Source organism: Rhodococcus sp. SBT000017 (assembly GCF_003688915.1).
Taxonomy (GTDB): Bacteria; Actinomycetota; Actinomycetes; order Mycobacteriales; family Mycobacteriaceae; genus Rhodococcoides.
Map to the genome: position 1 here is coordinate 2,042,324 of NZ_REFU01000001.1, position 21,108 is coordinate 2,063,431.

Genomic DNA, 21,108 nt, shown 5'->3' on the forward strand with positions numbered 1-21,108 from the left:
GTCAGTCACTGTAAGGCGTGACAGGTCACTGGAACGCTCGACCCTGCTCTCGGTCGAGCACGGTCTCGGACTTGTTGCGCAGTACGAAGATGTACACCAGCAGCGAGATAGCGATCACGACCGTCACGTAGAGGATGAACCAACCCACGTGCCCGCCGTTCTTCGCGGCTTGATAGATCAGTGGTGCTGTGCCACCGAAGGCCGAGTTGGCGAGTGCGTATCCCAGGCCGACGCCGAGTGCCCGGACGTGCGAGGGGAACAGCTCCGCTTTGACGATCGCATTGATGGAGGTGTAGCCGGTGAGGATGACGTAACCGACGCACACCAGTGCGAGCGACTGCACCACCGAAGTCGCCGTCGGCAGGTACGTGATGAGCACGTAGGTGTACAGCACGCCGCCGATGCCGAAGAAGACGAGCAGCGGCTTGCGACCCACCTTGTCGCTGATCATTCCGCCGATGGGCTGCAGCAGCATGAGGAAGACCAGTCCGGCGAGGTTGATCCAGGTACCGGTCATCCCCCGGTCCTCGTACGCGGTCTTGACCATCGAGGGTGCGTTGACGCTGTAGGTGTAGAACGCGATGGTGCCACCGGCGGTCACCATGAAGCAGATCAGCAACGCGCGCCAGTGGTTGGCGACCAACTCCTTCAAAGAACCGGAGGCTTTGTCCGCACCGCTGCGAACGGCGGCGAGTTGATCCTTCGTCAAGGATTCGTCCATGCTGCGGCGCAGCCAGAAGACCACCACTGCCGCCACTCCGCCGATGAAAAAGGCTATGCGCCAACCGAAGTCCTCGATCTGTTCGCGCTCGAGGAACACCTGCATCAGCAACAGAGTCACCTGTGCCAGCACATGTCCACCGACGAGGGTGACGTATTGGAACGAGGAGAAGAATCCCCGACGCTCGCGCGTGGCGGCCTCGGACATGTACGTCGCCGACGCACCGTACTCACCGCCGGTGGCGAAGCCCTGAACCAGGCGGCACAGGATCAGGATTACGGCGGCCCATACGCCGATGCTCTCCCGGCCCGGAGTGAGCGCGATGACCAGCGAGCACGCAGCCATCATCGAGACGCTGAACGTCAGCGCAGCCCTGCGCCCGTTGCGATCGGCATACCGGCCGAAGAACCACGATCCCACCGGTCGCATCAAGAAGGTGACGGCAAAGATCCCGTACACGTAGATCGTGGAATTCTTGTCGGCGGAGTCGAAGAACTGATTCTCGAAATACGTTGCGAAGACGGTGTAGACGTACACGTCGTACCACTCGACCAGATTTCCGGACGACCCCCGCAGCGTGTTGAAGACAGCACGGCGGGTGGCAGCGCGAGAGGAAACGGGTGGACTCGGGAGCGTCGTACCGGCGATCGAGGTGGCCTCGTTGGCCATGGTTTGGTCCTTCCACAGTCGGGCATTTGGGCTGCCGGTCGACGATCGGCAACCGAAGCCTCCCTACTGTGACGGCAAGCACAGGCCGGAACCAAGCCGTTTCGGATTTCCTAACACTCCCTTAGGAAACGACTTTCGGAAGGCGCAGTTCGATCCGCAGTCCCACTGGTCGACGCTCCATGACCCGAAGGGATCCGCCGGCTCGCTCGGTCAGAGCGTGGACGATCGACAGACCCAGACCGGTGCCGTCGCCGTGCGAACCGGAGGCTCGGTAGAACCGATCGACGACCTTGCCGAGTTCGTCTGCGGGCACGCCAGGTCCGTTGTCGGACAACCACATCGTGACGTCCGCGTCACTGCTTCGGTAGTCGATCTCGATGCCGGAGCCGGAGCCGGCGTACTTGGTTGCGTTGCTCAGCAGAGCGTCGAGAATTCGAGTCAGGTCGTCCTCGGACATCGCAACGCGACACTCCGCATCGGCATCCGGCTCCGAGACGTGAACGGTCATTCCCGCCACGAATATCGTGCTCGACCAGAATTCGACTCGATCTGCGACAACCGCACCGAGATCGCAGCCGGGAGACCGGGTGCTCGCCGGGGTCTCGGCAGCTGCGAGAACGAGCAGATCTTCCACCACGGAGCTCAAGCGATCCACCTCGAGTGTGGTCCGCAGGTGTGCATCGGTTGCCGAATCCGGCACCCGCATTCCCAGAACGTCCATCCGAATTCGCAACGCTGCCAGTGGGTTCCGGAGAGCATGGGCGGTGTCGGCCACCAATCGACGTTGCGCAGCGGTGGCGGCCTCGACGTCGTCGGCCATGGCCTCGAAGGCACTGGACAGCTCACGCACCTCCGGTGGCCCGACGTACGGCACCGGCTCGAGACGATGCGATCCCTCGACCGACACCTGATCGTGGAACTTGTCGCCGAACGAATGGACTCGCGAGGACAATGCGCTCAGCGGACGAACGACCCAGCGCGACAACGCAACAGCGATCACCGCGACCGTCGCGAGGATCAGCATGGCACCGACAGCGATGACCACCCAGGCAATTGCGACGTCCCGACGCGCAGAATCGGTGGACGCCTCGAGAACCACTGCGCCGTCCACTTGCGTTCCCCCACCGACCGGGGCGGCAATCAACACCGAGGAATCCGACCACGGCGTCAGACTCGACGGTAGGTCGCCGCGCTGATTGCGCAACGCTCCTGCCACCGCCTGCTGGATGTCGGAACGCTGCACGTCCAGGCCGGACGTCGCCCGCACCCCTCCGGTGCGATCGACGACGGCAACTCCCTCGTCGTACAGACTGTTGTAGCGTTGCAACGATTCTCGGATACGGGCTACACCGGATTCGTCTTCTCGCGAGCTGAGTTCTGCAAAGAACGATGCTGCGGCGGCCCGATTCTCGCCGAATCGTTGAGCCCGTTCGCGGCCGACCAACAGCGCGAGGGGAACCGACAGAGCAAGCACGACGACGGTGGAGTAGATCATCAACACCAACAGGACTCGCCGCCGCACGTCAGGTATCCCAGCGGTAGCCGAAGCCGCGGATGGTGACGATCGCACCCGGGCGAGCAAGCTTGGAACGCAACGCCGTCATGTGTACGTCGAGCGTTCGTGAGATCGCGACATAGGCGTCGCCCCAGATTGCGTCCATCAACTGTTCCCGGCTCACTGCTTCGCCGCGTCGCGTCACGAGATGGGCCAACAGGTCGAACTCCTTGGTGGTCAGCGCAACTGAGCGTCCGCCGACTTCGACGGCACGGCCGGAGAGATCGACGACGACGTCACCGAGTGTCAGCCTGTCCGCCGTGGGTTCGGTCGCCGCGCTTCGACGATGCGCGGCCACCTCGAGTCTCGCGTGCAATTCACCCAAACGAGCCGGCTTGACGACGTAGTCGTCGGCGCCGCCGCGCAGTGCCCGGACCACCGAGCGCTCGTCGTCCCGTGCCGTCAGCACCACCACCGGAACCGAACTCAGGGTCCTGAGCTTTCGGAGAACTTCGAGGCCATCCATGTCTGGTAGTCCGAGATCGAGCAGCACGACGTCCATCTCGTGGTAGCCGAGCAGGGCATCGGCACCGCGGCGCATGCGGACAGGCGTGTGCCCCACCTCGGTCAACGCGTCCACCAACGCATCCCCGAGTCCGTCGTCGTCCTCCACCACAGCTATTCGCATCGAACTCAAGATAGGCCACTGGACGCGCGCGGACGTGACTGTTCACGATCGGGTGTCGTGCGCGGGATGCCGCCGGTGGGCGACGGTAGTGAACGCCCAGGTGCGGAATGGATCGACGAAAAGGATCAGCGTCGATCGACACCCGCGGGCCGAGTGATCAGGCGGGCGCGCTCGCGCGAAGGCCGGGTGCCAGTGCGATATCGATGACTTGCTCGAGCGTCAGTACGCCGTTGGCGCTCACATCGATTCGGGTGCCGTCGGTGGCCTGCGCAACGACGCGACTCGCGTCTTTGCTGTCCTGAATGTCGAGCACTGTTCCGTCGGCCTGCGTCGAGCGCTCGTCGACGACGCCCGCGAAGCACGGACCGACCGGCTCGGAGGACAGCCAGACAGTGACTGTCAGCGTGCCGGTCCGATCGCCGACGGTGACGGTTCCGAACGCGTCGGCGTATCCGTCCAGTGACTGCCGTACTGCGAGTGCGTCGAAGCCGAAGGCCGGTGCGAACGGATCGGGTTCGACCACTGCCCCGGTGGGTAGTGCCACGATCAGGGCATCGGTCATCGCTTGTGCTTTGGCCTCGAACCTCCACGGCACCTCGGAAACGTCGGCGTCGCCCTCGCTGACGAATGCATAGTTCACTCGCACCAAATCCTCTGGCGGAATGACCTCCGCGCAGCCTGGAATCGCGATCGGTTCAGGCTGCGGTTCGTGCAGCAGGCCGGCCACAACCGTGCCGACAGCAACAATCCCGACGATCACCGCAACCGTCGACCATACCGAGCCTCGTGCGCCTGTCGATTTCATGCGGTCCTCGTCCTTCAGGGAATGAAGTCTTCGCGGGGTGTAATTCTGAGCTCAGCGGGGCACACCCATGAGGTCCAGCTGTTGGCGACCTTATCGCCTCGACCCTGTGGAGATTCAATGACGATGCCGACCGATGCAAGCGATGCAGTTCCGTCCCACGGCAGCAACGACGGCCCCCGCGAGCACACCGCCGAAACCGACGCGATCGAGGGCGCGCACGTGGACGACGAGAACGTGCCACACCCGCCGGAAAACGGGACCGAACTGAGCTGAACCGCGCGCCGAGAAACGCTGTATGACGGCGGAGCCACCGGAATCAGCCCGAGTTGCATTCGTGGACAATGAATTTCGCGGCAAATTCGCGCGCATTCGTCAGACGCGCGCGAGTTCGTCGACGATTTTGCGAGCACTCGGCGAACGCGCGCGCGTTTGCGGAGAACAGGGAGAGCCTCGGCTATCCGAACGGTCGTCCAGCGGCGACCTGAAGGAACTCGGAAATCTATGTTCGTCGCAACGGAATGATGCTGCGAACTCGCTCGTCCCGTAGGTACAGCGCTCCCCACGCTGCGATACCCACATAGATCGCAAAGAACACCGTACTCAGCAGCGGCTTCTCGACGCGCCAATTGGTCAGCACCGCACCGCCGAGGTAGCCGGTGAGCACGATGGCACCCAGGATCGACCTCGCGGGAACTGCGTAGAGAACCAGGATGACCAGCATGACGATGCCGGTGATCGGCGCCATCTCGTCGCGCAGGCCTAGGTCGACCGATGCATCCTTCACCACCTGCAAATTCAGAATGTGGCTGATCGCGTCGAACAGGAGGAAGACGATCACGAGGATCTGTAGAACGAGGCCGATCCGCGGGGCGATCTTCCCCGACGCCGGGGTGTGGGTGGTGGTCATGGCTGTCTCCTCGGTAGCGGTCGATGTCACTTCTTGGACCCGGGCCAACCGCAGAAGTCACCGGCACTCGCCAGTCAGTAAGGTCGAAGGATGACTGTGCGAGCAGGTGTGGTGGTCACGGGAACCGAGGTTCTGGCCGGTCGCGTCACCGACCGGAACGGCCCGTGGGTTGCTCAGCGACTTCTCGAGATGGGGGTCGACGTTGCCCACATCACCGTCTGCGGTGATCGGCCGGACGATCTGACTGCGCAGGTTCGGTTTCTGGCCGACCAACGCGTCGACCTGATCGTCACCACCGGCGGTTTGGGTCCGACCGCGGACGACCTCACCGTTCCGACCGTCGCCGCGCTGTACGGCCTTGAATTGACGCTGGACGCCGAGCTCGAAGAACGTATCCACGCGATCGTGCAACGGTGGCGAAGCCGAATGAGCTCGGCAGCCGACTCCGAGCCGCTACGGGCCGGCATCCGAAAGCAGGCGATGGTTCCGGCAGGCGCGCAGTCCATTTCACCGACCGGAACCGCACCCGGAGTCGCGATATCTGCTGACGATTCCCGGTCACTGCCCGCCGTCCTCATCCTGCCCGGCCCTCCTCGCGAACTGCAGGCGATGTGGCCGGAGGCCCTCGACAGCGCTCCCATCGCCGAGGTTCTCGCCCGCCGCACACAGATGCGTCAGGACACCATTCGCGGCTATCGACTGTCCGAGGCCGACCTCGCCGCAACCCTGCGCACGGCCGAAAGCGAGATCACTGGATTCGGCGATCTCGAGATCACCACCTGTCTGAGTCGCGGCGAGCTCGAGATGGTGACCCGCTACGCCGAATCAGCGCGAACGGCATACACAGATCTCGAACGTCTCATCGACAAAGAACATGGCACACAGGTCTTTTCGACCGACGGTTCCACCATCGACGACATCGTCGCGAACCGTCTGTCCGGGCATCGCATCGCCACGGCGGAATCGTGCACCGGCGGCATGATCGCCGCACGTCTCACCGATCGCGCAGGATCGTCGGCGTATGTCATCGGGGCCGTGGTTTCCTACGCCAACGAGGCGAAGACCGGCCTTCTCGACGTCCCCGCCGAGGTCATCGATCGACACGGAGCCGTGAGCGAGCCAGTGGCCGCGCTGATGGCCGAAGGCGCACTGAAGCGGCTGAACGTCGACATCGCGGTATCGACCAGTGGCGTCGCGGGCCCGGGTGGCGGCACCGAGGCCAAGCCGGTCGGCACCGTCTGTTTTGCCATCGCCTCCACCGGCCAGCCGACCGTCACTCGCACCCTTCATCTCCCCGGCGACCGGGCGAGTGTGCGCGCACTGTCCACCACCGCAGCAATGCATATGCTCGCCGACGCGTTGGGATCCCCACCTGACGACCCAGGACCGGTCGGCGGATCAGATGCCTGAGGAGGCATTCAGCGCAGAGCCGTCTAGTTAGGTTCGGCATCCCTTATATACACTCCGTCGGTGCTCAGCGAGATGACCTACCTCGACCGCCCCGGTGTGCGCTTCGCGCGCGATCTCGGCCGCTTCGGTGACGAACCTGCCCTGATCACGTCCCACGAGACACTCACCTACCGTGACCTCGACGAACGGGTCGAGCGTCGGGCATCGGAACTCGGGACGACGCGTTGCCTCGTTCTGATCGCCGGGTCAAACGACGTCGATGTGATCGTCACGTATCTGGCGGCGCTGCGGGCCGGGCATCCGGTACTGATGGCTCCGGGCGACAGTTCAGGCCACTTCGACGGCCTGATCGACGCCTACCGGCCCGATGTGGTGGTGCGCACCGTCGACGGCCGCAGTGTCGTCGAGAAGGACGATCGACGACCCAGGCATCACCTGCACCCCGACCTCGCGTTGCTTCTCAGCACGTCCGGCTCGACCGGTTCACCCAAGCTCGTCCGACTCTCGCACCGAAACGTGCAGTCCAACGCCGAGTCGATCGCGGAGTATCTCGGCATCCGCGCCACCGACCGAGCAGTGACGACGCTGCCCATGCACTACTGCTACGGGTTGTCGGTCGTGCACAGCCACCTTCTGCGCGGTGCCGCGTTGATTCTGACCGATTCTTCCGTGACCGATCCTGACTTCTGGACCCTCGCGCGGACGCAGCGCGGAACCACGTTCGCGGGTGTGCCGTACACCTTCGATCTACTCGACCGGATGGGGTTCGAGGAGCTGGATCTGCCCGATCTGCGCTACATCACGCAGGCCGGCGGCAAGATGCCGCCGGACCGCGTCCGGAAGTACGCCGAGCTGGGTCGACGTCGGGGATGGGACCTGTTCGTCATGTACGGGCAGACCGAGGCAACGGCCCGAATGGCCTATCTGCCATCCGATCTGGCCGCCACTCACCCGCACACCATCGGCCGTCCGATCCCCGGGGGTTCCTTCCGCCTAGAGGTAGCCGACGACTGCCCCAGTGGGACAGGCGAACTCGTCTACTCGGGGCCGAACGTCATGCTCGGCTACGCCGAGAGTCCCGACGACCTTCGCCTCGGTGACACCCTCGACGGAGAACTGCACACCGGCGACCTAGCCCGGCTCACGGACGACGGACTCTACGAGGTGGTGGGCCGTCGAAGTCGATTCGCGAAGGTGTTCGGACTGCGTATAGACCTTCAGCGCGTCGAATCCGCGCTCGCGCAGAGCGGGCTGACGGCGTGCTGCACCGGTGGTGTCGACGAGTTGGTCGTCGTCTCGGAGGGCGGAGACATCGACGCCGCCCGCCGCACTGCCGCGCAGGCCAGTGGTCTTCCCGCGGCAGCGGTTCGGGTGTGTCTCGTTGATCAACTGCCGCGAACACCAACCGGAAAACCCGATCTGCGAGCGGTGGCGGACATCGCTGCCCGGCACGATCTCGACCCGTCGGACACCGTCCCGACGACCGCCGACGTGAAGGCGTTGTTCGCCGAGATCCTGCACTGCTCACAGGTGGAGGACGACAGTACGTTCGTTAGTTTGGGCGGCGACTCGCTGTCGTACGTCCGAATGTCCATGCGGCTGGAGGCCATGCTCGGCAATCTGCCCGGGAACTGGCACACCACACCGGTGCGAGACTTCGATCGAGGTCCGCGCTCACGCCGCGGCTGGTGCCGAACGGAGACGAACGTTCTGCTGCGCGCCCTCGCGATCGTTGCGATCGTCGGCTCGCACATTCACCTGTTCGCGGTACTCGGCGGGGCCCACGTTCTTCTCGGGATAGCCGGCTACAACTTCGCCCGCTTTCACCTCGGGGCCGCAGATCGAAACGAACGGACTCGACGTGTACTCCGAAGCGTTGCCCGGATAGCCGTCCCCAGCATGGTGTGGATCGGATTGGTCATCGCCCTCACGGGGGATTATCGAATCACCAGTGCCTTTCTGCTCAATGGGATCTTCGGCCCCGACGGGTGGTCTGCGGAATGGCGGTACTGGTTTGTCGAGGCGATCGTGTACATCGTTCTCGCCGCTGCTGCGGCACTGGCCATTCCATTCCTCGACCGTCTCGAGCGTGGCCATTCGTTCTGGTTCCCGATGGGACTCGTGGGCCTCGGACTCGTCACCCGCTACGGACTGATCGACATCGACGACAGCCCCAACCGCATCCTGACCGCGTCGGTCGTCTTCTGGTTGTTCGCATTGGGTTGGGCTGCGGCGCAGGCGAACACGATACGGCAGCGACTGTGTGTGACAGCGGCCATCGTGGCCACGGTCCCCGGGTTCTTCTTCGGCGACACGCAACGAGAAGTCATCGTCACCATCGGCCTGTGCATGTTGGTGTGGCTGTCGTCGATTCCGTTCCCCGCGTTGCTGAGCCGGGTGGCAGGAGTGTTGGCGAGCGCCTCCCTCTTCATCTATCTGACCCACTTCCAGGTCTACCTGCCGCTGCGCGACGACCATCCTTGGTTGGCATTCGCCCTGTCGATCGTCGTCGGGATTCTGTACTGGCAGGCGGTCGAATTCGCATTCTCCCTCCGCCGTCGAATCGTCGATGTCTTCGCAGACCGCCTTAGAGCACGCGCCTTCGACTTGTCAGACTCCCGACCACGAGCGCACAATTTGCCACCATGGCATTGATCTCGAAGGGCTTCGTGGGTCGACGACGCGGCGACGACGGGCGCACTCCCCCCGGTCAGTATCTGACCAAGGATTTTCCCGTCCTCGCGATCGGGCCCGCGCCCGTGGTCGCGACCGACACGTGGTCCTTTTCGATCACCACCGAACGCGGCGATACGCGCAGCTGGACCTGGGACGAATTCGCGGCACTTCCGCACGAGAGCCCGACCGTCGACATCCACTGCGTCACCAAATGGTCGAAGCTCGACACCACGTGGAAGGGCGTGAGCCTGGACGTTCTGCTGGACGGTCTCGATACCGATGCCGGGTACGTCGTCGTGCACGGCTTCGACGGCTACACCACCAACCTCCCCCTCGAGGACCTCAGGGACGGGAAGGCCTGGCTCGTCACCGAGTTCGACGGCGCTCCCCTGACACGCGAACACGGTGGTCCCGCACGGCTTCTCGTCCCGCATTTGTACTTCTGGAAATCGGCGAAGTGGATCTCACGCATCGAGCTCACTCTCGAGAACGAGCAAGGCTTCTGGGAGCGCGGTGGGTACCACGACTACGGAGATCCGTGGCGCGAGCAGCGTTATCAGGGCGACTGACGTGACATCGGCGGCCGGGGCGAAACCCTGGCTCGTTGCCACGGTGCAGACCGTGCGGCGTGAGACACCCACCGCATCCACCCTCGTTCTCGACGTCGACGGTTGGCCCGGCCACCTCGCCGGGCAGCACGTGGACGTCAAGCTCACCGCCGAGGACGGCTACAGCGCACAGCGAAGCTACTCCTTGGCGTCGGCACCCGACGACACGTCGCGCATCGAGATCACGGTGCAGAACGTCGCAGACGGCGAGGTGTCGCCGTACCTGGTCGAGGCCGTAGAGGTCGGCGATCGCATCGAAATCCGCGGGCCGGTGGGTCGATGGTTCGTCTGGCGGCCGTCCCAGCCCTCCGAGACCCCGTCTCCACCGATTCTGTTGGTGGGCGGCGGTTCCGGCATCGTCCCGCTACGCGCAATGGTTCGGGCTCAGGCGTCCGCGACGGGCGGCCGAGTGCCCTTTCGGGTGCTGTACTCCGTGCGCGAACCCGCGGAGGTCTACTTCGCGGACGAGTGGGCTCGCCCTCCGGCCGGCGTGGACGTCACCATGATCCACACGCGGCGTGCACCTGCCGGCAACGCTCGGCCCCTCGGCCGCATCACGGTCGAGGACCTGGACGCCCACGGATGGCCGGCCGAGTTCGAGCCGCGATGCTACATCTGCGGTCCCACGAGCTTCGTCGACACGGTGGCCGACATGTTGGTGGACAGGGGTCACTCGGCAGCGAACATCCGAACGGAGCGTTTCGGACCGAGCTGAGACGCAATGAATCAGACGATGTCGCGGAGGAACTCGATCTTGAGGCGGCTGTATTCGTCGGTCCACTGTGAATCCACCGACATGAACGAATGGTCGAGTCTCGCCTCGTTCTTGCTGTACAGGTTCAGGCGATTGGCGACGCCCACTCTGTCCAGCTCGGCGCTCAGTTCGGCTGCCTGATCGGGGAAGGTACCGGTGTTGCCGTCGGAGATGAAACTCGGTGGAAAGTCGGCGGTGACATTGTCGATGACGTTCGCCTGCGCCACCAGTGCTGCGTCGGTGGTATCGAGGTAGTTTCGGGCGGCGACGTCGAAGAAGAAACCGTTGGACGGGCTCGGTGATTGCGGCGCGCCCGCTCTGCCGACATCGAGGGCAGCACTCTCGAACACGATCGCCTTCAGCGCATTTCGGTCCATGGTGGGTTCGATACCCAGCGCTCGCGCGTAATCGGAGTTGGTCTGCACGGTGGCATAGTTGCCCACGATGTGGCCACCTGCACTGGTTCCGGCGAGCACGACGCGACTCATGTCGAGTCCGTAGCGGTCGGCGTTCGTTTCCAGGAACTGCATGGCCTGGCCCAGTTGGATTGTCTGCGTGGGGAATCGGTAGCTGGGCGCAAACGCGTAATTCACCGACACCACGTTGTAGCCGGCGTCGAGCATGGGCCGGCCCACGACGCACCGCCGGAATCTGTGCTGGGAGCACCATCCGTTTTGTCCCCGACGATCCAGCCACCACCGTGAACCGTGATGTACGTGGGCCGGCCGACCGATGGATCGTCGTCGGCGATGTAGATGTCGAGGAACGAATTCGGAAGCGTCGAGCCGTATTCGATGTCGTTGGTGAGGCGGGCACCGTCGACCATCGTCGTCGCTGACTGCGCGTCGGGCTCGAAGGAATTGCTCTGCCCCAGTGCATGCAGCGATCGAACCAGCGGTGCCGGACTGGCCGCAGTGCTGACCACCACGGCGGAGACCACCAGTGCAACCACTGCGGCGAAGCCGGCCGGGATGGCGGTGGCCGCCCTACGAGTGGAGGCTTCCGAACGGCCTGCCCACGCCGTCGCGAGCAGAAAGAAGCCGAGCGCAATCGTCGCGGTCAAGGTCGTGACCCACAGAGCGTGGATGCCTGTCACCAGCCATGCGGCCTGAGCGACGACGGTGACGGACCCGAGCGACGTTCCTACGGCTACGCGCTTTCCAGCAGAGGAGGCGCGCACGAGAGCGATTGCCACGACTGCCGCGGCGATGACCCACAATCCCACCGCGAGTTGCTGACCAATGAGGAGGAACTCGAGCCATGCGAGAACCACGCAGACGCCGCCGGTCATCGCGAGCGCGGTCGTCATCGCTCTCGTACGGCGCCCTGCTCCGACCTCGATGCCGTCCGGCACGGTCTTCCCCTCTTCGTTCTCGAGTGCGCTACCGAGCAGACGCGTGTCGTTGCCTGTGCAGTTCACGAACGGCATCGCTGAACTCGGCCACCGGACCGTCCACCACGATGCCCGGCACGATCTGTTCGATGGGCGACGGCGTGATCGCCAGTGGTGCAGCACCGAATTCTTCGAGCCACGTGAGCAATTGAGCCGTCGACGTGGCGTAGACGATGCGGCCGAGTCCGACTATTCCGTGGCTCGCAGAGCACATCACGCAGTGCTCACCGGAGGTGTAGACCGTCGATGACCGCCGTGCACCGGGGTCCAGGTTGGTCGCAGCCCACCGAGACAGCGCGATCTCGGGGTGCTGGGTGGGATCGTTCAGGTCGCCGACCCTGTTCCTGTCCTCGGCCAACAGCTCGCCGCTGTCCGAGACCAGCACCGAGCCGAACGGATCGTTGCCCGTGCGCGCCGCCTCCGCCGCCAAATCCACAGCGCGGGCCAGGAATGCACGGTCGCTCGAGGAGATACTCACATCGCACCGGTGCCGACGATCGAAGTTTTCACGCCCTCGACCGTACCGCCTCGAAACTCACCGCCTGCTGGACCAGTGGTGCGGCCCCGATGCTCGGTATGGTCGGCGGGTGAGCCTCTCGATACGGCCTGCCTCGTCGTTCGCTCCCAGAGGTCTCGACGCTTCAGCTCTGTCGCGGATGACGAGAAGAGGGAGCCTCGCTGGTTTCCAGCTCTGCGCGGATCCGCCCGAGCAACGGAACGGCGTCACGCAGGGTGCGTTGCTGAGCCGGCGTCAGGTCGCCGAGTACTTCCACGAGAAGCCCTTCCGCCGCATTGTCGTAGACGCGAAGTTGCTCTCGTGCAAGATCGGTGAGGCCGACGCGCATGCTTCGAGCATCAGAGTCGTCGGGTCGGCGAGCGACGAGGCCGTCCGATTCCATGGTTCGGACGAGGTTGCTGATCGTGGGGCGAGCCAAACCCAGCTGACGCCCGAGCGCTGTGGGGCCCTCCCACTTGTCCGGAAAGAGCCGTCGCAGGATCTCGATCTGCGCGTCGGGCAGGGCTTTGAGCCCCGCGCGTGAGCGGGAGGTGTTGAGCAGCACGCGCCGGAAGGGGCCGATCTCCTCGCTCAGGCGGCGGGCGATATCGGCGAGGCCGGGTGTGCTGTTGGAATCGTCCACCGAGCCAGACTACTCAGCAAAAATGTAGGTTTGCAACAAACGCATTAATGGGTGATCATGGAGTCATGAGCATTCACACCAGCGTTGCGGACCCCGCCCCAGAGCAGGCCCTGGACTCGATCATCGGCCATCGCTTCATCTACACCTATGCCAACGGGTGGCAGTACGAGATGTACGTCAAGAACGCCACCACCATCGACTACCGAATCCACTCCGGGATGGTCGGGGGCCGGTGGGTCAAGGGACAAGAAGTCGACCTCGTCGGACTCGGCCGCGGCGTCTTCAAGATCTCGTGGAACGAGCCCACCGGCACGAGCGTCGTCGTCAACGTCGTTCCCGAGGACCGCGTTCTGCACGGCACCATCTTCTTCCCTCACTGGGTGGAACTCGACGGATCCAAAACCGTCCTGTTCCAGAACGACCACCTCGACAAGATGCGCCGGTTCCGCGATCAGGGCCCCACCTATCCGATCTACGTCGTGCCGGAGTTCGCGCATATCACCCTGTTCGAGTTCGTCGGCATCGACGACGAGACCGTGATCGACACCGCACCCGCAGACTTACCGGCAGGCTTCGCCGACCGGAGCAACTGAGATGCGCATCCAGAACCCCGACATGGCCCCGGTCACGCTCTGCCACGGTGGTCAGCTGATCCGTGGCAACGAGTACCGGTCCGTCGACGCCGACGGAGCAGCACCGCCCGTTCTGATCGTCCACGGCTTCAGCGAATCCAGCGTGGGACCACAGCGTCTCTTCGTGCAGATCGCCCGACGCCTGGTCGAGGCGGGAGCGGTCGTCCGCGCGTACGACCGAATCGGGCAGGGCGTCAGCGACGGCGAGTTCGAGGCCATCACGCTGCGTGACGAGGTCGAACAGGTGTCGACCATGATCCGGTCGTTCGCTACAGACCACTCTGCACCGGTTCACGTCGTCGCGCACAGCCTCGGCGCGGTGGAAGCGGCCATGGCGGCCGCGCTCCTCCCCGACCAGGTCGCAAGCCTCACCCTGTGGTCACCTGCAGGCGTCGTCGTCGACGACATCGCCGTGAAGAACGAGATCCAGGGCCGGCCTCTCGATTCCGTCGCGCAGAACGGCGGCTTCGACTTCGGCGGCATGTGGCTCGGACCGGCATTTTTCGACGACATCCGCGATGGCCTCGACGTGTACGCGGCGGCGGCCGGTTACGGCGGACCCGTCGACGTCATCCACGGCACCGCTGACCAGATCGTGCCGCTCGAATACGGACGCCGTTACGCAGAGTTGCTGCCGCACGCGACATTCACCGCAATCTCCGGTGCCGACCATTCCTGGTCATCGCGGGCCTGGCGGGATGAACTCCTGACGCGTCTGCTGTCGCTTGTGGGGCTACCGAAAACCGATCGAACACGGGGGTCGTCTGGTTCCGTTGCGTAAAACCGCAACTTCTAGCGGAACTCATTGCACTGCAGCATAATCCATCGATATCGACGGAATGTCGTCGGCGTTCTATGCACGCTCCGACGCCGCGCCCGAACCGCGATGCACATCGGCGTTGATGCTGTTGGCCGCCTCCGGCCGATCGATGGTGACGACGAGGGTGTGTCCCCGCACTTCGGTGACTACCACTTCGGACACGTCGATCCTCATTTCTCCGGGCCGTGAGAGCCAGTAACCTAATTCAGACAGTCACTGTCTGCAATGGTTCGGTCGTTTATCGGCTAGCTCAACGCTCGCAGGACAGTGTCGACGATCAGTTTCGAGTGGCTCACGGCGGCGCGACTTCTCGCGCCTGCGTGCGCTTGCGAGAACAGCGCACGTGCCAATACCGCACCCGTCACGAGTTCGAGCAGCAACGTCGTCGACGTGCCCTCCGGTAGCTCTCCTCGCGCAATCGCGCGGCGGACGATGCGTCGGGTAGTGACCAAGCGGCTCTGATTGAGAGTCTCGGTGAGATGCGACAACAGGTCCGGATTCACCCTCGCGTCGAGAGTCACCCGCAATGAGACCAAGCCGGAGAGCTCTCCGTAGCCGACGGCCAATTGCTCCGCAAGTTCGACGAGGTCCCCGCGGACCGATCCCGTGTCGATCGGCGTGGACAGCGGCGACCGTGCTTCGAGCGCTTGAACCAAGAGCTCTTCCTTGTCGGCCCAGCGGCGATAGAGTGCGGCCCTGCCGACCTTGGCCCGCCGCGCGACTGCGTCGAAGGTGAAGCCTCGCCAACTGGTTTCCCAATACACCTCGAGCACAGCGGCATACACGCGGTCCTCCATGTCCGCGTCACGGGGACGTCCCGGTCCGCGCGGAGACTCCTGAGACATGACTGCATCCTCTCACCCGTCTGCCGACCGACGACGACGATTACATGCAGCGGTCGACGGCAAGGTTCCCCTCGTTGTCCACCAGGTCGATCCGGTGTCCGACGGCCGACTCGTTCCGCCCAGACACGAGGTCGTGAAGCGTCGCTGCGAATACGCGTCCGGCTCGGCCCGCCACCCGCGCCCCGTCGTCCGTTGCTGCAACGACGAACGCTTGCTCCGGCAGGCCATTGCGGTCGTACGTGACCGTGGCGGTCTCGATCGTCGCCTTTCCCGAGTAACCGTGCGCGGCATGTACCGGCGTGCCCGAGGAATCCACCGGCTCCGGGTCGCCGATGTATCCGTCGCGATGAGCTGTCGTGGACAGCAGCACCACATGCTGATACGTCAGGTAGCCGCCGTTCGCATGAACCAACGCGACTCCTGAGTTCTTTCGCAGCAGCCGCGTCGACTCCGCTACAGCGTGGAGCGAATAGCTGCTCAACGGTCCGCCGAAGAACGAATGTCCGCCCAGGACAGTGGGAGTCGCGCCCTCTGCCAGGCCCAGCTCGTCGGCCAATAGCTCCGGCACGATCGGGAAGCAGCTGTACGCGTCGACGAATGCAAGGTTCGCGCTGGTGACATCGGCCCTCGACAAAGCGCGTTGCACGGCCGCGCGGAGAGCCGGAGCGTCGTCGAACACCGAGCGCGCCAACACATCCGGATTGTCGACGGCACCCGCACCACCCCACAGGTACACCATCCGATCCTCTGCCACACCGGCTTCGCGAGCAGTCGCCAACGAACAGATCAGGACCGCAGCTGCTTGATCGACGAACGGCATGGCGTTCATCGACAATGGATAGCAATCGGACACAGGCCGGTTCGACGACGTGACAGTGCCGATGTCCTCCGGCGTGCGAAAGACCGGACTCCAGGCAACAGGATGTTCAGCTGCGATTGCCGAGAAGCGGGAGTACATGTCGGCCGATTCGCGCAGTGCCTGTTCGGGGGTCAGTCCACGGCTGTGGGCACGGGCGTTCCCGAAGAGCGGGTAGATCTGTACCGGTGCCAGGATCCCTGCTCGCTGCATTTCGGCGCTGCCGAGGTCCTCGGGCGAGAACGACGGAGGGCCTCCCGGTGCGGTGGTCCAACCCGACTCACGGGGGTCCACACCCGCCTTCATCAGGGCGCGGACCGAGGCCTGCGCCTCACCGCCCACCACGAGTGCTGCAGTAGTGAGCCCTTCGGCAATATCTCGGCCTACCTGGTCGAGGAGACGCGCAGGGTGGTGCCCGCCGATGGTGCTGGTCGACCGGGAAGTGAGGGTGACGCCCAGCCGCTCGGCTAGCAGGGATGGAAGGTCGTCGTAATTCCAGCTCGTGGTGCGAACAGCGTGCACAGCGTCGAGCTTGTGCTTCAGGCCGTGTGCCCCAGCGTCATCGATCGCTGCGTCCACAGCACGCAGAACGAGCTCGAGAGGTTCGATGGCGCTCTGTGCAGGCCCGGCACCTGTGAACTTCAGGTCACCCACACCCACGATGACCGGGACTCGTTGCGCACTGATGGACATGCTCACAGCATATACAGACAGGGATTGTCCGCAATATCGTGAGGCACGATCAGGCTACGAGAATCCCCGAAAGATTCCATCGTGGTCAGCGCTGTCTGCGAATGACTCGAAGTCCATGTTCGCGATGGACAGATTGTTCTCCACCGACCACATCTCCGATGGGATGACACGGAAAGCCCTGCCGCGGGGTCGCTCTGAATAGTCGGGGCCGGTGTAGACGGCGACAATCGGCATTTCAGGATTGGTCACGGTTTCGGCGTCGACGAGAAATGCATAGTAGGGCGGTGGCTCGCCGATGGCTTCGAGCAATCCCTCGACGGTCATGCCGTCGTTCTCCGAGTTGTCGATGCAGGTGAGATACGCGGCGAATTCGACGTCGCCACCCTGCGGTATCGGGGCCATAGCGGCGACAGCGACTGCGCGCCAAGCATCGTCGTCGCTGAAATCTGTCCGAATCAGTAGTGACTGGTGTTCGAGATGATCAGCAAGGACCCGCCCGGTTCCGAGGGTGGCAAGCACCTCTGCTTCACGACGGTCGCGCTCCTCCGCGGCGAGCTCGGAGACGATGACCGCTGCCTCACGCTCGGGCGGGTCGACGGGAATGATCGACTCGATGATTCGAATGCAGTCGCCCTCGTCCATGTCCTGATAACTACGTATCTCGTAGGTCCAATCACCGGTGGACTGCCGGTAGCGCTCAGGCGTCGAGTCGTTCGGCCACTCGAGGGTCGGCTCGCCGATAGCAGTGACCCAGCGGCGCAGGGTGAACTGAGGCGCATTTCCGCCGATCGACAGACTCAGCTCTCCGGTACGCGGATTGCCCGCCTGCACTTGAACATACGTCTGCAACGGCAGCCATGCCGGGACCGCCTTGGGCATACCATCCAGCGCTCGTTGCCGTTCTTCGTGCTCGCGGCGGAGCTTCTCCATCTCGTCTTCGGCTGGGCGTGAGGGACCTGTCCACTCGAACAGATTCGGATCGAATGGCTCGTCGAGGGTGGGGTGCTCGAGTTCGATCCAGTCTTCGCCTCTCTGCCACCGAAGTGCGACACCGAGTTCGGCATCGAACACGTAGACAACCTGGTCGTTCGCATGTTGGTCGTGCGCGGTGACTTCCCATCCAGCGCGACCGCGGACCGTCACTTCTCTGGGCGCACCAGGATCGACGAACCGCTGTTGGTCGAACCCGTGCGAGGACTTGGGCGGGAATGTGTCGTATGCGCGCAGCAGTTGGGACGGGAGGCCGACCCCCATGACTGCATACATGGTGTGGGGAGACTTGACGGAGTGAATCATCGTCCCGTCGGCATCACGGGACCATCTGTCGGTGGCATTTTCGATGAATGTGGGCTCGCCGGCGGCATTTTCGTGTCGCCACGTCTCGTCCGGTATGTGCATCACCGTTTGCCTGGATCCGTCGGAATGGTGGACGGTCCCTCCTACGGTGCGTCCCATAGTGCCGTAGTTTGCGCCTCGGATCTGTTCCCACGTCGGAGCCATGATGGAAAAGTACCCGACCGCACGGTCTCTTGCCCATCGAATTCAACAAGGCGGTTGGCTGAAAATCCTCCCCTTCGTCGCCGCCACAGTGGCGTTGGCATCCACGAGATCGCACGGGGACAACAGTTACCGAATTGTCAGGGGAGGCTACCGGGTTCCGCGTCGACGTCGCTGATCACGACGTCGGCTCTGTCGGTGTAGAAGGCCACGTGACGTCCGATCATCGCCACCGCAGGGAAGGGCGCGTTGTAGGTCCAGACGACGTCGGCGACAGTTTCGGACTCGGCGGCGACGCTGAAATACTCGGCATCGCCCTTGAACGGACAGTAGCTGGTCGTGGCGCTCTTCCGAAGCAAACGTGTATCGACGTCACTCATCGGGATGTACTGGACTGCAGGGTAGCTCGATTCGATCAGGGTCAGGGCGTTGCTACTGTCCGCCACCTGCTGCCCGTTGATGTGGACGGTCACGCGCCCTTCGGTGGGCTCGACGGTGATCGGGTGCTCGGCGTTGGGTTCGAGGACGACGCGTTCGGACACGGTGCATGCCTTTCACTTTTCGGGTCGTGCTGACGGATGATTCAACCGCAACCCTGGACATTTTCATCCCTGCGGCAGGCTCCTTCTTTCTGCACTTGGCAACGCGCCGACCGATGGTTCCCTGCACCGTCCGGTCTCAGCACCCTGCTGTACGGAAGCAGTGGAGCCCGGTCAACCTCGGCATTGCAACCCAGAAGCGAGCCCTCCACTCTTCCAGTCACTTCAACGACCAGCGCCTCCACCGCGATCGGTCTCGGACTCTCGATCCGAACTCTCCGCGATGTGTGGACGATCCAGAGCGATACGGTTGCGGCCGTTGCGTTTTGCAGTGAAGAGAGCAGCGTCGGCGGCGGCCAGTGTCCCGTCGAATATCTCCCGGGAAGTGGTGCGGTCCATGTGCGGCAACGAACCGCCGATGCTGACCGTGATCGCGATGTCGTCGTCGACGTTGTGTACGGCACGACGCAATCTGTCTGCGAACTCGCCGAGGGTCGGCGTCGGATCCGGAACGAGGACGACGAATTCGTCGCCGCCCAGTCTCGCGACGACTGCGTGCCGGCCTGCAGACATGGTCAAACGCATCGCTGTCAGTCTCAATGCCACATCACCGGCTGAATGGCCATGGTGGTCGTTGACCGCTTTGAAATGGTCGATGTCGATCAGCAAGATCGCGGGGTGGACAGCGCCGTCGCCGACGTCGAGTGCTCTGGCCTCGAGGCCCCTCCGGTTCAGCACTCCGGTCAGCGGATCCGTCATCGCATCGGACAGGTGTACCCGAGAGGATTTCAACACCGCCCGCGAGTACGCCGACAGCAGTGTGACAGCGCCGTTGATCACGATGACGGCCACCAACATTCGCAGGACGATCGATACGGTGTCGGTCGAGGCACTTGCCAACGCCCGGGCTCCGAGTCCGAGCACGAAGACGGTACTCCACACGACGTGAAACCAGATCACTTTCGGTCGGGCGAAGTGGGCGGCGTACGCACCGACCAGCGCCAGCAGCATCGCGCCGTGAAGCGCCGCCAACGGGTCGGAATACGTTGCGGTCACGACGGTGACACCGAGTTCGCAGTACACGACGAACCAGTTGTTGCCCGGTGCCCGGCGTGACCACAAGTCCATCCGGTAGTCGGCTTTGCTCATGATCCATGCAACGGGAATCGTGCTGATGCACACGGCGTAGGTGAGCACGGTGCCGAGACCGTCGGTGGGGCCGTCCTGCGTGAAGGTGGTGCCGATGCCGACGAGCCCGAACAGCAATGTTTGAACGACGACGCCTATTCGCAGCAGCGGGTCGGGAGATTCCTGGTACGTCCGAGCACCCGCCGGAATGTCGGTTGGCGTCGTTCTTCCCGGCGATTCCCGGTGTCTACCCACAGGAACCGTCTCGCGTCATCTCCGTTCGCCACCGCAGACTGGCTCGGATCGCGTCGCCGACGCTTGCCGTGAGTTCGGCGACCGTTCGCTCGGAATCGATCTGTGCAGGTTCGACTTCCGTTGTCGGTCGGCGAACCTGCTCGATCGAGCGCCCGGTATTCGGTGATCGGCCATCGATCCCCAACCGAAAGGCACTGGGCGGGGCCATACGGATTGTGGGAAGGCGTTCGGCGTTTCGTGTCACTGCAGAACAATCGATGGTGAGCAGCATTCGATCGTGGCGCACGAACGTCTGCTTGTCTGCAATGACAACGTACAAGCCGTCGTTCGCCTCGGCACGCGTGGCCAGTCGCGTGAGGACCCGACGAATGCGTTGCTGACACTGCGTTCGGTCCGAGGAAACGACCAGCGCGGCACCTGACACCGAAGATCGCGCGTGGCGGGCCTGCTCCGTCAAGCTGGTCCACGCGGAATCGTCGTCATCACCGAAATATGTTCGCAACAGCCAAAGTTCAGAGTTGTTCGTGCCGTCGGGCATGGTGATCCAATCCGAGAACGACGGGTGCAGCGAACCGCAC

Annotated in this window: 23 protein-coding genes; 7 read left to right on the forward strand and 16 right to left on the reverse strand. The window is 63.8% G+C overall.

Annotated features, from left to right (window positions below):
• Nucleotides 1-25: 25 nt before the first annotated feature.
• The 4 genes from AYK61_RS09180 to AYK61_RS09195 form a co-directional block, all read right to left on the reverse strand.
• Nucleotides 26-1,390, reverse strand: a complete 1,365-nt coding sequence (locus AYK61_RS09180) for an MFS transporter (RefSeq protein ID WP_121870577.1) — start codon at nucleotides 1,388-1,390, stop codon at nucleotides 26-28.
• Nucleotides 1,391-1,511: 121 nt separating this feature from the next.
• On the reverse strand, nucleotides 1,512-2,912 hold the full coding sequence (locus tag AYK61_RS09185) for a HAMP domain-containing sensor histidine kinase (protein ID WP_259467986.1): 1,401 nt from the start codon (nucleotides 2,910-2,912) through the stop codon (nucleotides 1,512-1,514).
• Nucleotide 2,913: 1 nt separating this feature from the next.
• On the reverse strand, nucleotides 2,914-3,573 hold the full coding sequence (locus AYK61_RS09190) for a response regulator transcription factor (protein WP_121870578.1): 660 nt from the start codon (nucleotides 3,571-3,573) through the stop codon (nucleotides 2,914-2,916).
• Between the two features lie 157 nt (nucleotides 3,574-3,730).
• Nucleotides 3,731-4,378, reverse strand: coding sequence for a hypothetical protein (locus tag AYK61_RS09195; protein ID WP_147458303.1), 648 nt, complete (start codon nucleotides 4,376-4,378; stop codon nucleotides 3,731-3,733).
• A 117-nt stretch (nucleotides 4,379-4,495) separates the two neighbouring features.
• Here AYK61_RS09195 and AYK61_RS27250 point away from each other — a divergent pair, with 117 nt between their 5' ends.
• Nucleotides 4,496-4,651, forward strand: coding sequence for a hypothetical protein (locus AYK61_RS27250; protein ID WP_183130218.1), 156 nt, complete (start codon nucleotides 4,496-4,498; stop codon nucleotides 4,649-4,651).
• Nucleotides 4,652-4,877: 226 nt separating this feature from the next.
• Here the strand turns inward: AYK61_RS27250 and AYK61_RS09200 are convergent, their stop codons facing one another.
• On the reverse strand, nucleotides 4,878-5,285 hold the full coding sequence (locus AYK61_RS09200) for a DoxX family protein (protein WP_121870580.1): 408 nt from the start codon (nucleotides 5,283-5,285) through the stop codon (nucleotides 4,878-4,880).
• A 90-nt stretch (nucleotides 5,286-5,375) separates the two neighbouring features.
• Between AYK61_RS09200 and AYK61_RS09205 the strand changes: the two genes are divergently transcribed.
• From AYK61_RS09205 to AYK61_RS09220, 4 genes are all read left to right on the forward strand, one after another.
• The gene (locus AYK61_RS09205) at nucleotides 5,376-6,695 is read left to right on the forward strand and encodes a competence/damage-inducible protein A (protein ID WP_121870581.1); all 1,320 of its coding nucleotides are present in this window, start codon (nucleotides 5,376-5,378) and stop codon (nucleotides 6,693-6,695) included.
• Between the two features lie 72 nt (nucleotides 6,696-6,767).
• Nucleotides 6,768-9,350, forward strand: a complete 2,583-nt coding sequence (locus AYK61_RS09210; protein ID WP_121872598.1) for an AMP-binding protein — start codon at nucleotides 6,768-6,770, stop codon at nucleotides 9,348-9,350.
• Nucleotides 9,341-9,940, forward strand: coding sequence for a sulfite oxidase-like oxidoreductase (locus AYK61_RS09215; protein ID WP_121870582.1), 600 nt, complete (start codon nucleotides 9,341-9,343; stop codon nucleotides 9,938-9,940). The genes AYK61_RS09210 and AYK61_RS09215 overlap by 10 nt, the downstream gene beginning before the upstream one ends.
• Nucleotide 9,941: 1 nt before the next feature.
• The gene (locus AYK61_RS09220) at nucleotides 9,942-10,694 is read left to right on the forward strand and encodes a ferredoxin reductase (protein ID WP_121870583.1); all 753 of its coding nucleotides are present in this window, start codon (nucleotides 9,942-9,944) and stop codon (nucleotides 10,692-10,694) included.
• Nucleotides 10,695-10,705: 11 nt separating this feature from the next.
• Here the strand turns inward: AYK61_RS09220 and AYK61_RS09225 are convergent, their stop codons facing one another.
• The 4 genes from AYK61_RS09225 to AYK61_RS09240 form a co-directional block, all read right to left on the reverse strand.
• A complete protein-coding gene (locus AYK61_RS09225) occupies nucleotides 10,706-11,368 on the reverse strand; it encodes an alpha/beta hydrolase (RefSeq protein ID WP_147458304.1) in 663 nt (220 codons plus the stop codon).
• A complete protein-coding gene (locus AYK61_RS09230; protein ID WP_121870585.1) occupies nucleotides 11,323-12,162 on the reverse strand; it encodes a hypothetical protein in 840 nt (279 codons plus the stop codon). The genes AYK61_RS09225 and AYK61_RS09230 overlap by 46 nt, the downstream gene beginning before the upstream one ends.
• Nucleotides 12,116-12,604: a nucleoside deaminase gene (locus AYK61_RS09235; RefSeq protein WP_121870586.1), complete on the reverse strand. Its 489-nt coding sequence runs from the start codon at nucleotides 12,602-12,604 to the stop codon at nucleotides 12,116-12,118. Before AYK61_RS09235 ends, AYK61_RS09230 begins: the two co-directional genes overlap by 47 nt.
• A 163-nt stretch (nucleotides 12,605-12,767) precedes the next feature.
• Entirely contained in the window at nucleotides 12,768-13,265 is a 498-nt protein-coding gene (locus tag AYK61_RS09240; protein WP_121870587.1) for a MarR family winged helix-turn-helix transcriptional regulator, read from the reverse strand.
• A 65-nt stretch (nucleotides 13,266-13,330) separates the two neighbouring features.
• Here AYK61_RS09240 and AYK61_RS09245 point away from each other — a divergent pair, with 65 nt between their 5' ends.
• A complete protein-coding gene (locus tag AYK61_RS09245) occupies nucleotides 13,331-13,858 on the forward strand; it encodes a phenolic acid decarboxylase (RefSeq protein WP_121870588.1) in 528 nt (175 codons plus the stop codon).
• 1 nt (nucleotide 13,859) lies between these two features.
• On the forward strand, nucleotides 13,860-14,678 hold the full coding sequence (locus AYK61_RS09250) for an alpha/beta hydrolase (RefSeq protein ID WP_121870589.1): 819 nt from the start codon (nucleotides 13,860-13,862) through the stop codon (nucleotides 14,676-14,678).
• A gap of 72 nt (nucleotides 14,679-14,750) precedes the next feature.
• Here AYK61_RS09250 and AYK61_RS27780 read toward each other — a convergent pair whose 3' ends face one another.
• The 7 genes from AYK61_RS27780 to AYK61_RS28235 all read right to left on the reverse strand — a co-directional run bounded on the left by AYK61_RS27780 (nucleotide 14,751) and on the right by AYK61_RS28235 (nucleotide 21,068).
• Nucleotides 14,751-14,879 (reverse strand): hypothetical protein, encoded by a 129-nt coding sequence (locus AYK61_RS27780; protein ID WP_259467987.1) that lies wholly within the window; start codon nucleotides 14,877-14,879, stop codon nucleotides 14,751-14,753.
• 83 nt (nucleotides 14,880-14,962) lie between these two features.
• Complete coding sequence (locus AYK61_RS09260; RefSeq protein WP_121870590.1) at nucleotides 14,963-15,562, reverse strand: TetR/AcrR family transcriptional regulator; 600 nt, start codon at nucleotides 15,560-15,562, stop codon at nucleotides 14,963-14,965.
• A 40-nt stretch (nucleotides 15,563-15,602) separates the two neighbouring features.
• Entirely contained in the window at nucleotides 15,603-17,111 is a 1,509-nt protein-coding gene (locus AYK61_RS09265) for an acetyl-CoA acetyltransferase (RefSeq protein ID WP_121872599.1), read from the reverse strand.
• A 54-nt stretch (nucleotides 17,112-17,165) separates the two neighbouring features.
• Nucleotides 17,166-18,566: a DUF6924 domain-containing protein gene (locus tag AYK61_RS27605; RefSeq protein ID WP_220709109.1), complete on the reverse strand. Its 1,401-nt coding sequence runs from the start codon at nucleotides 18,564-18,566 to the stop codon at nucleotides 17,166-17,168.
• Between the two features lie 182 nt (nucleotides 18,567-18,748).
• Nucleotides 18,749-19,150, reverse strand: coding sequence for a DUF427 domain-containing protein (locus AYK61_RS09275; protein WP_121870591.1), 402 nt, complete (start codon nucleotides 19,148-19,150; stop codon nucleotides 18,749-18,751).
• Nucleotides 19,151-19,372: 222 nt separating this feature from the next.
• The gene (locus tag AYK61_RS09280) at nucleotides 19,373-20,530 is read right to left on the reverse strand and encodes a GGDEF domain-containing protein (protein ID WP_121870592.1); all 1,158 of its coding nucleotides are present in this window, start codon (nucleotides 20,528-20,530) and stop codon (nucleotides 19,373-19,375) included.
• Complete coding sequence (locus AYK61_RS28235) at nucleotides 20,523-21,068, reverse strand: DUF6924 domain-containing protein (protein ID WP_121870593.1); 546 nt, start codon at nucleotides 21,066-21,068, stop codon at nucleotides 20,523-20,525. Before AYK61_RS28235 ends, AYK61_RS09280 begins: the two co-directional genes overlap by 8 nt.
• Between the last annotated feature and the right edge of the window lie 40 nt (nucleotides 21,069-21,108).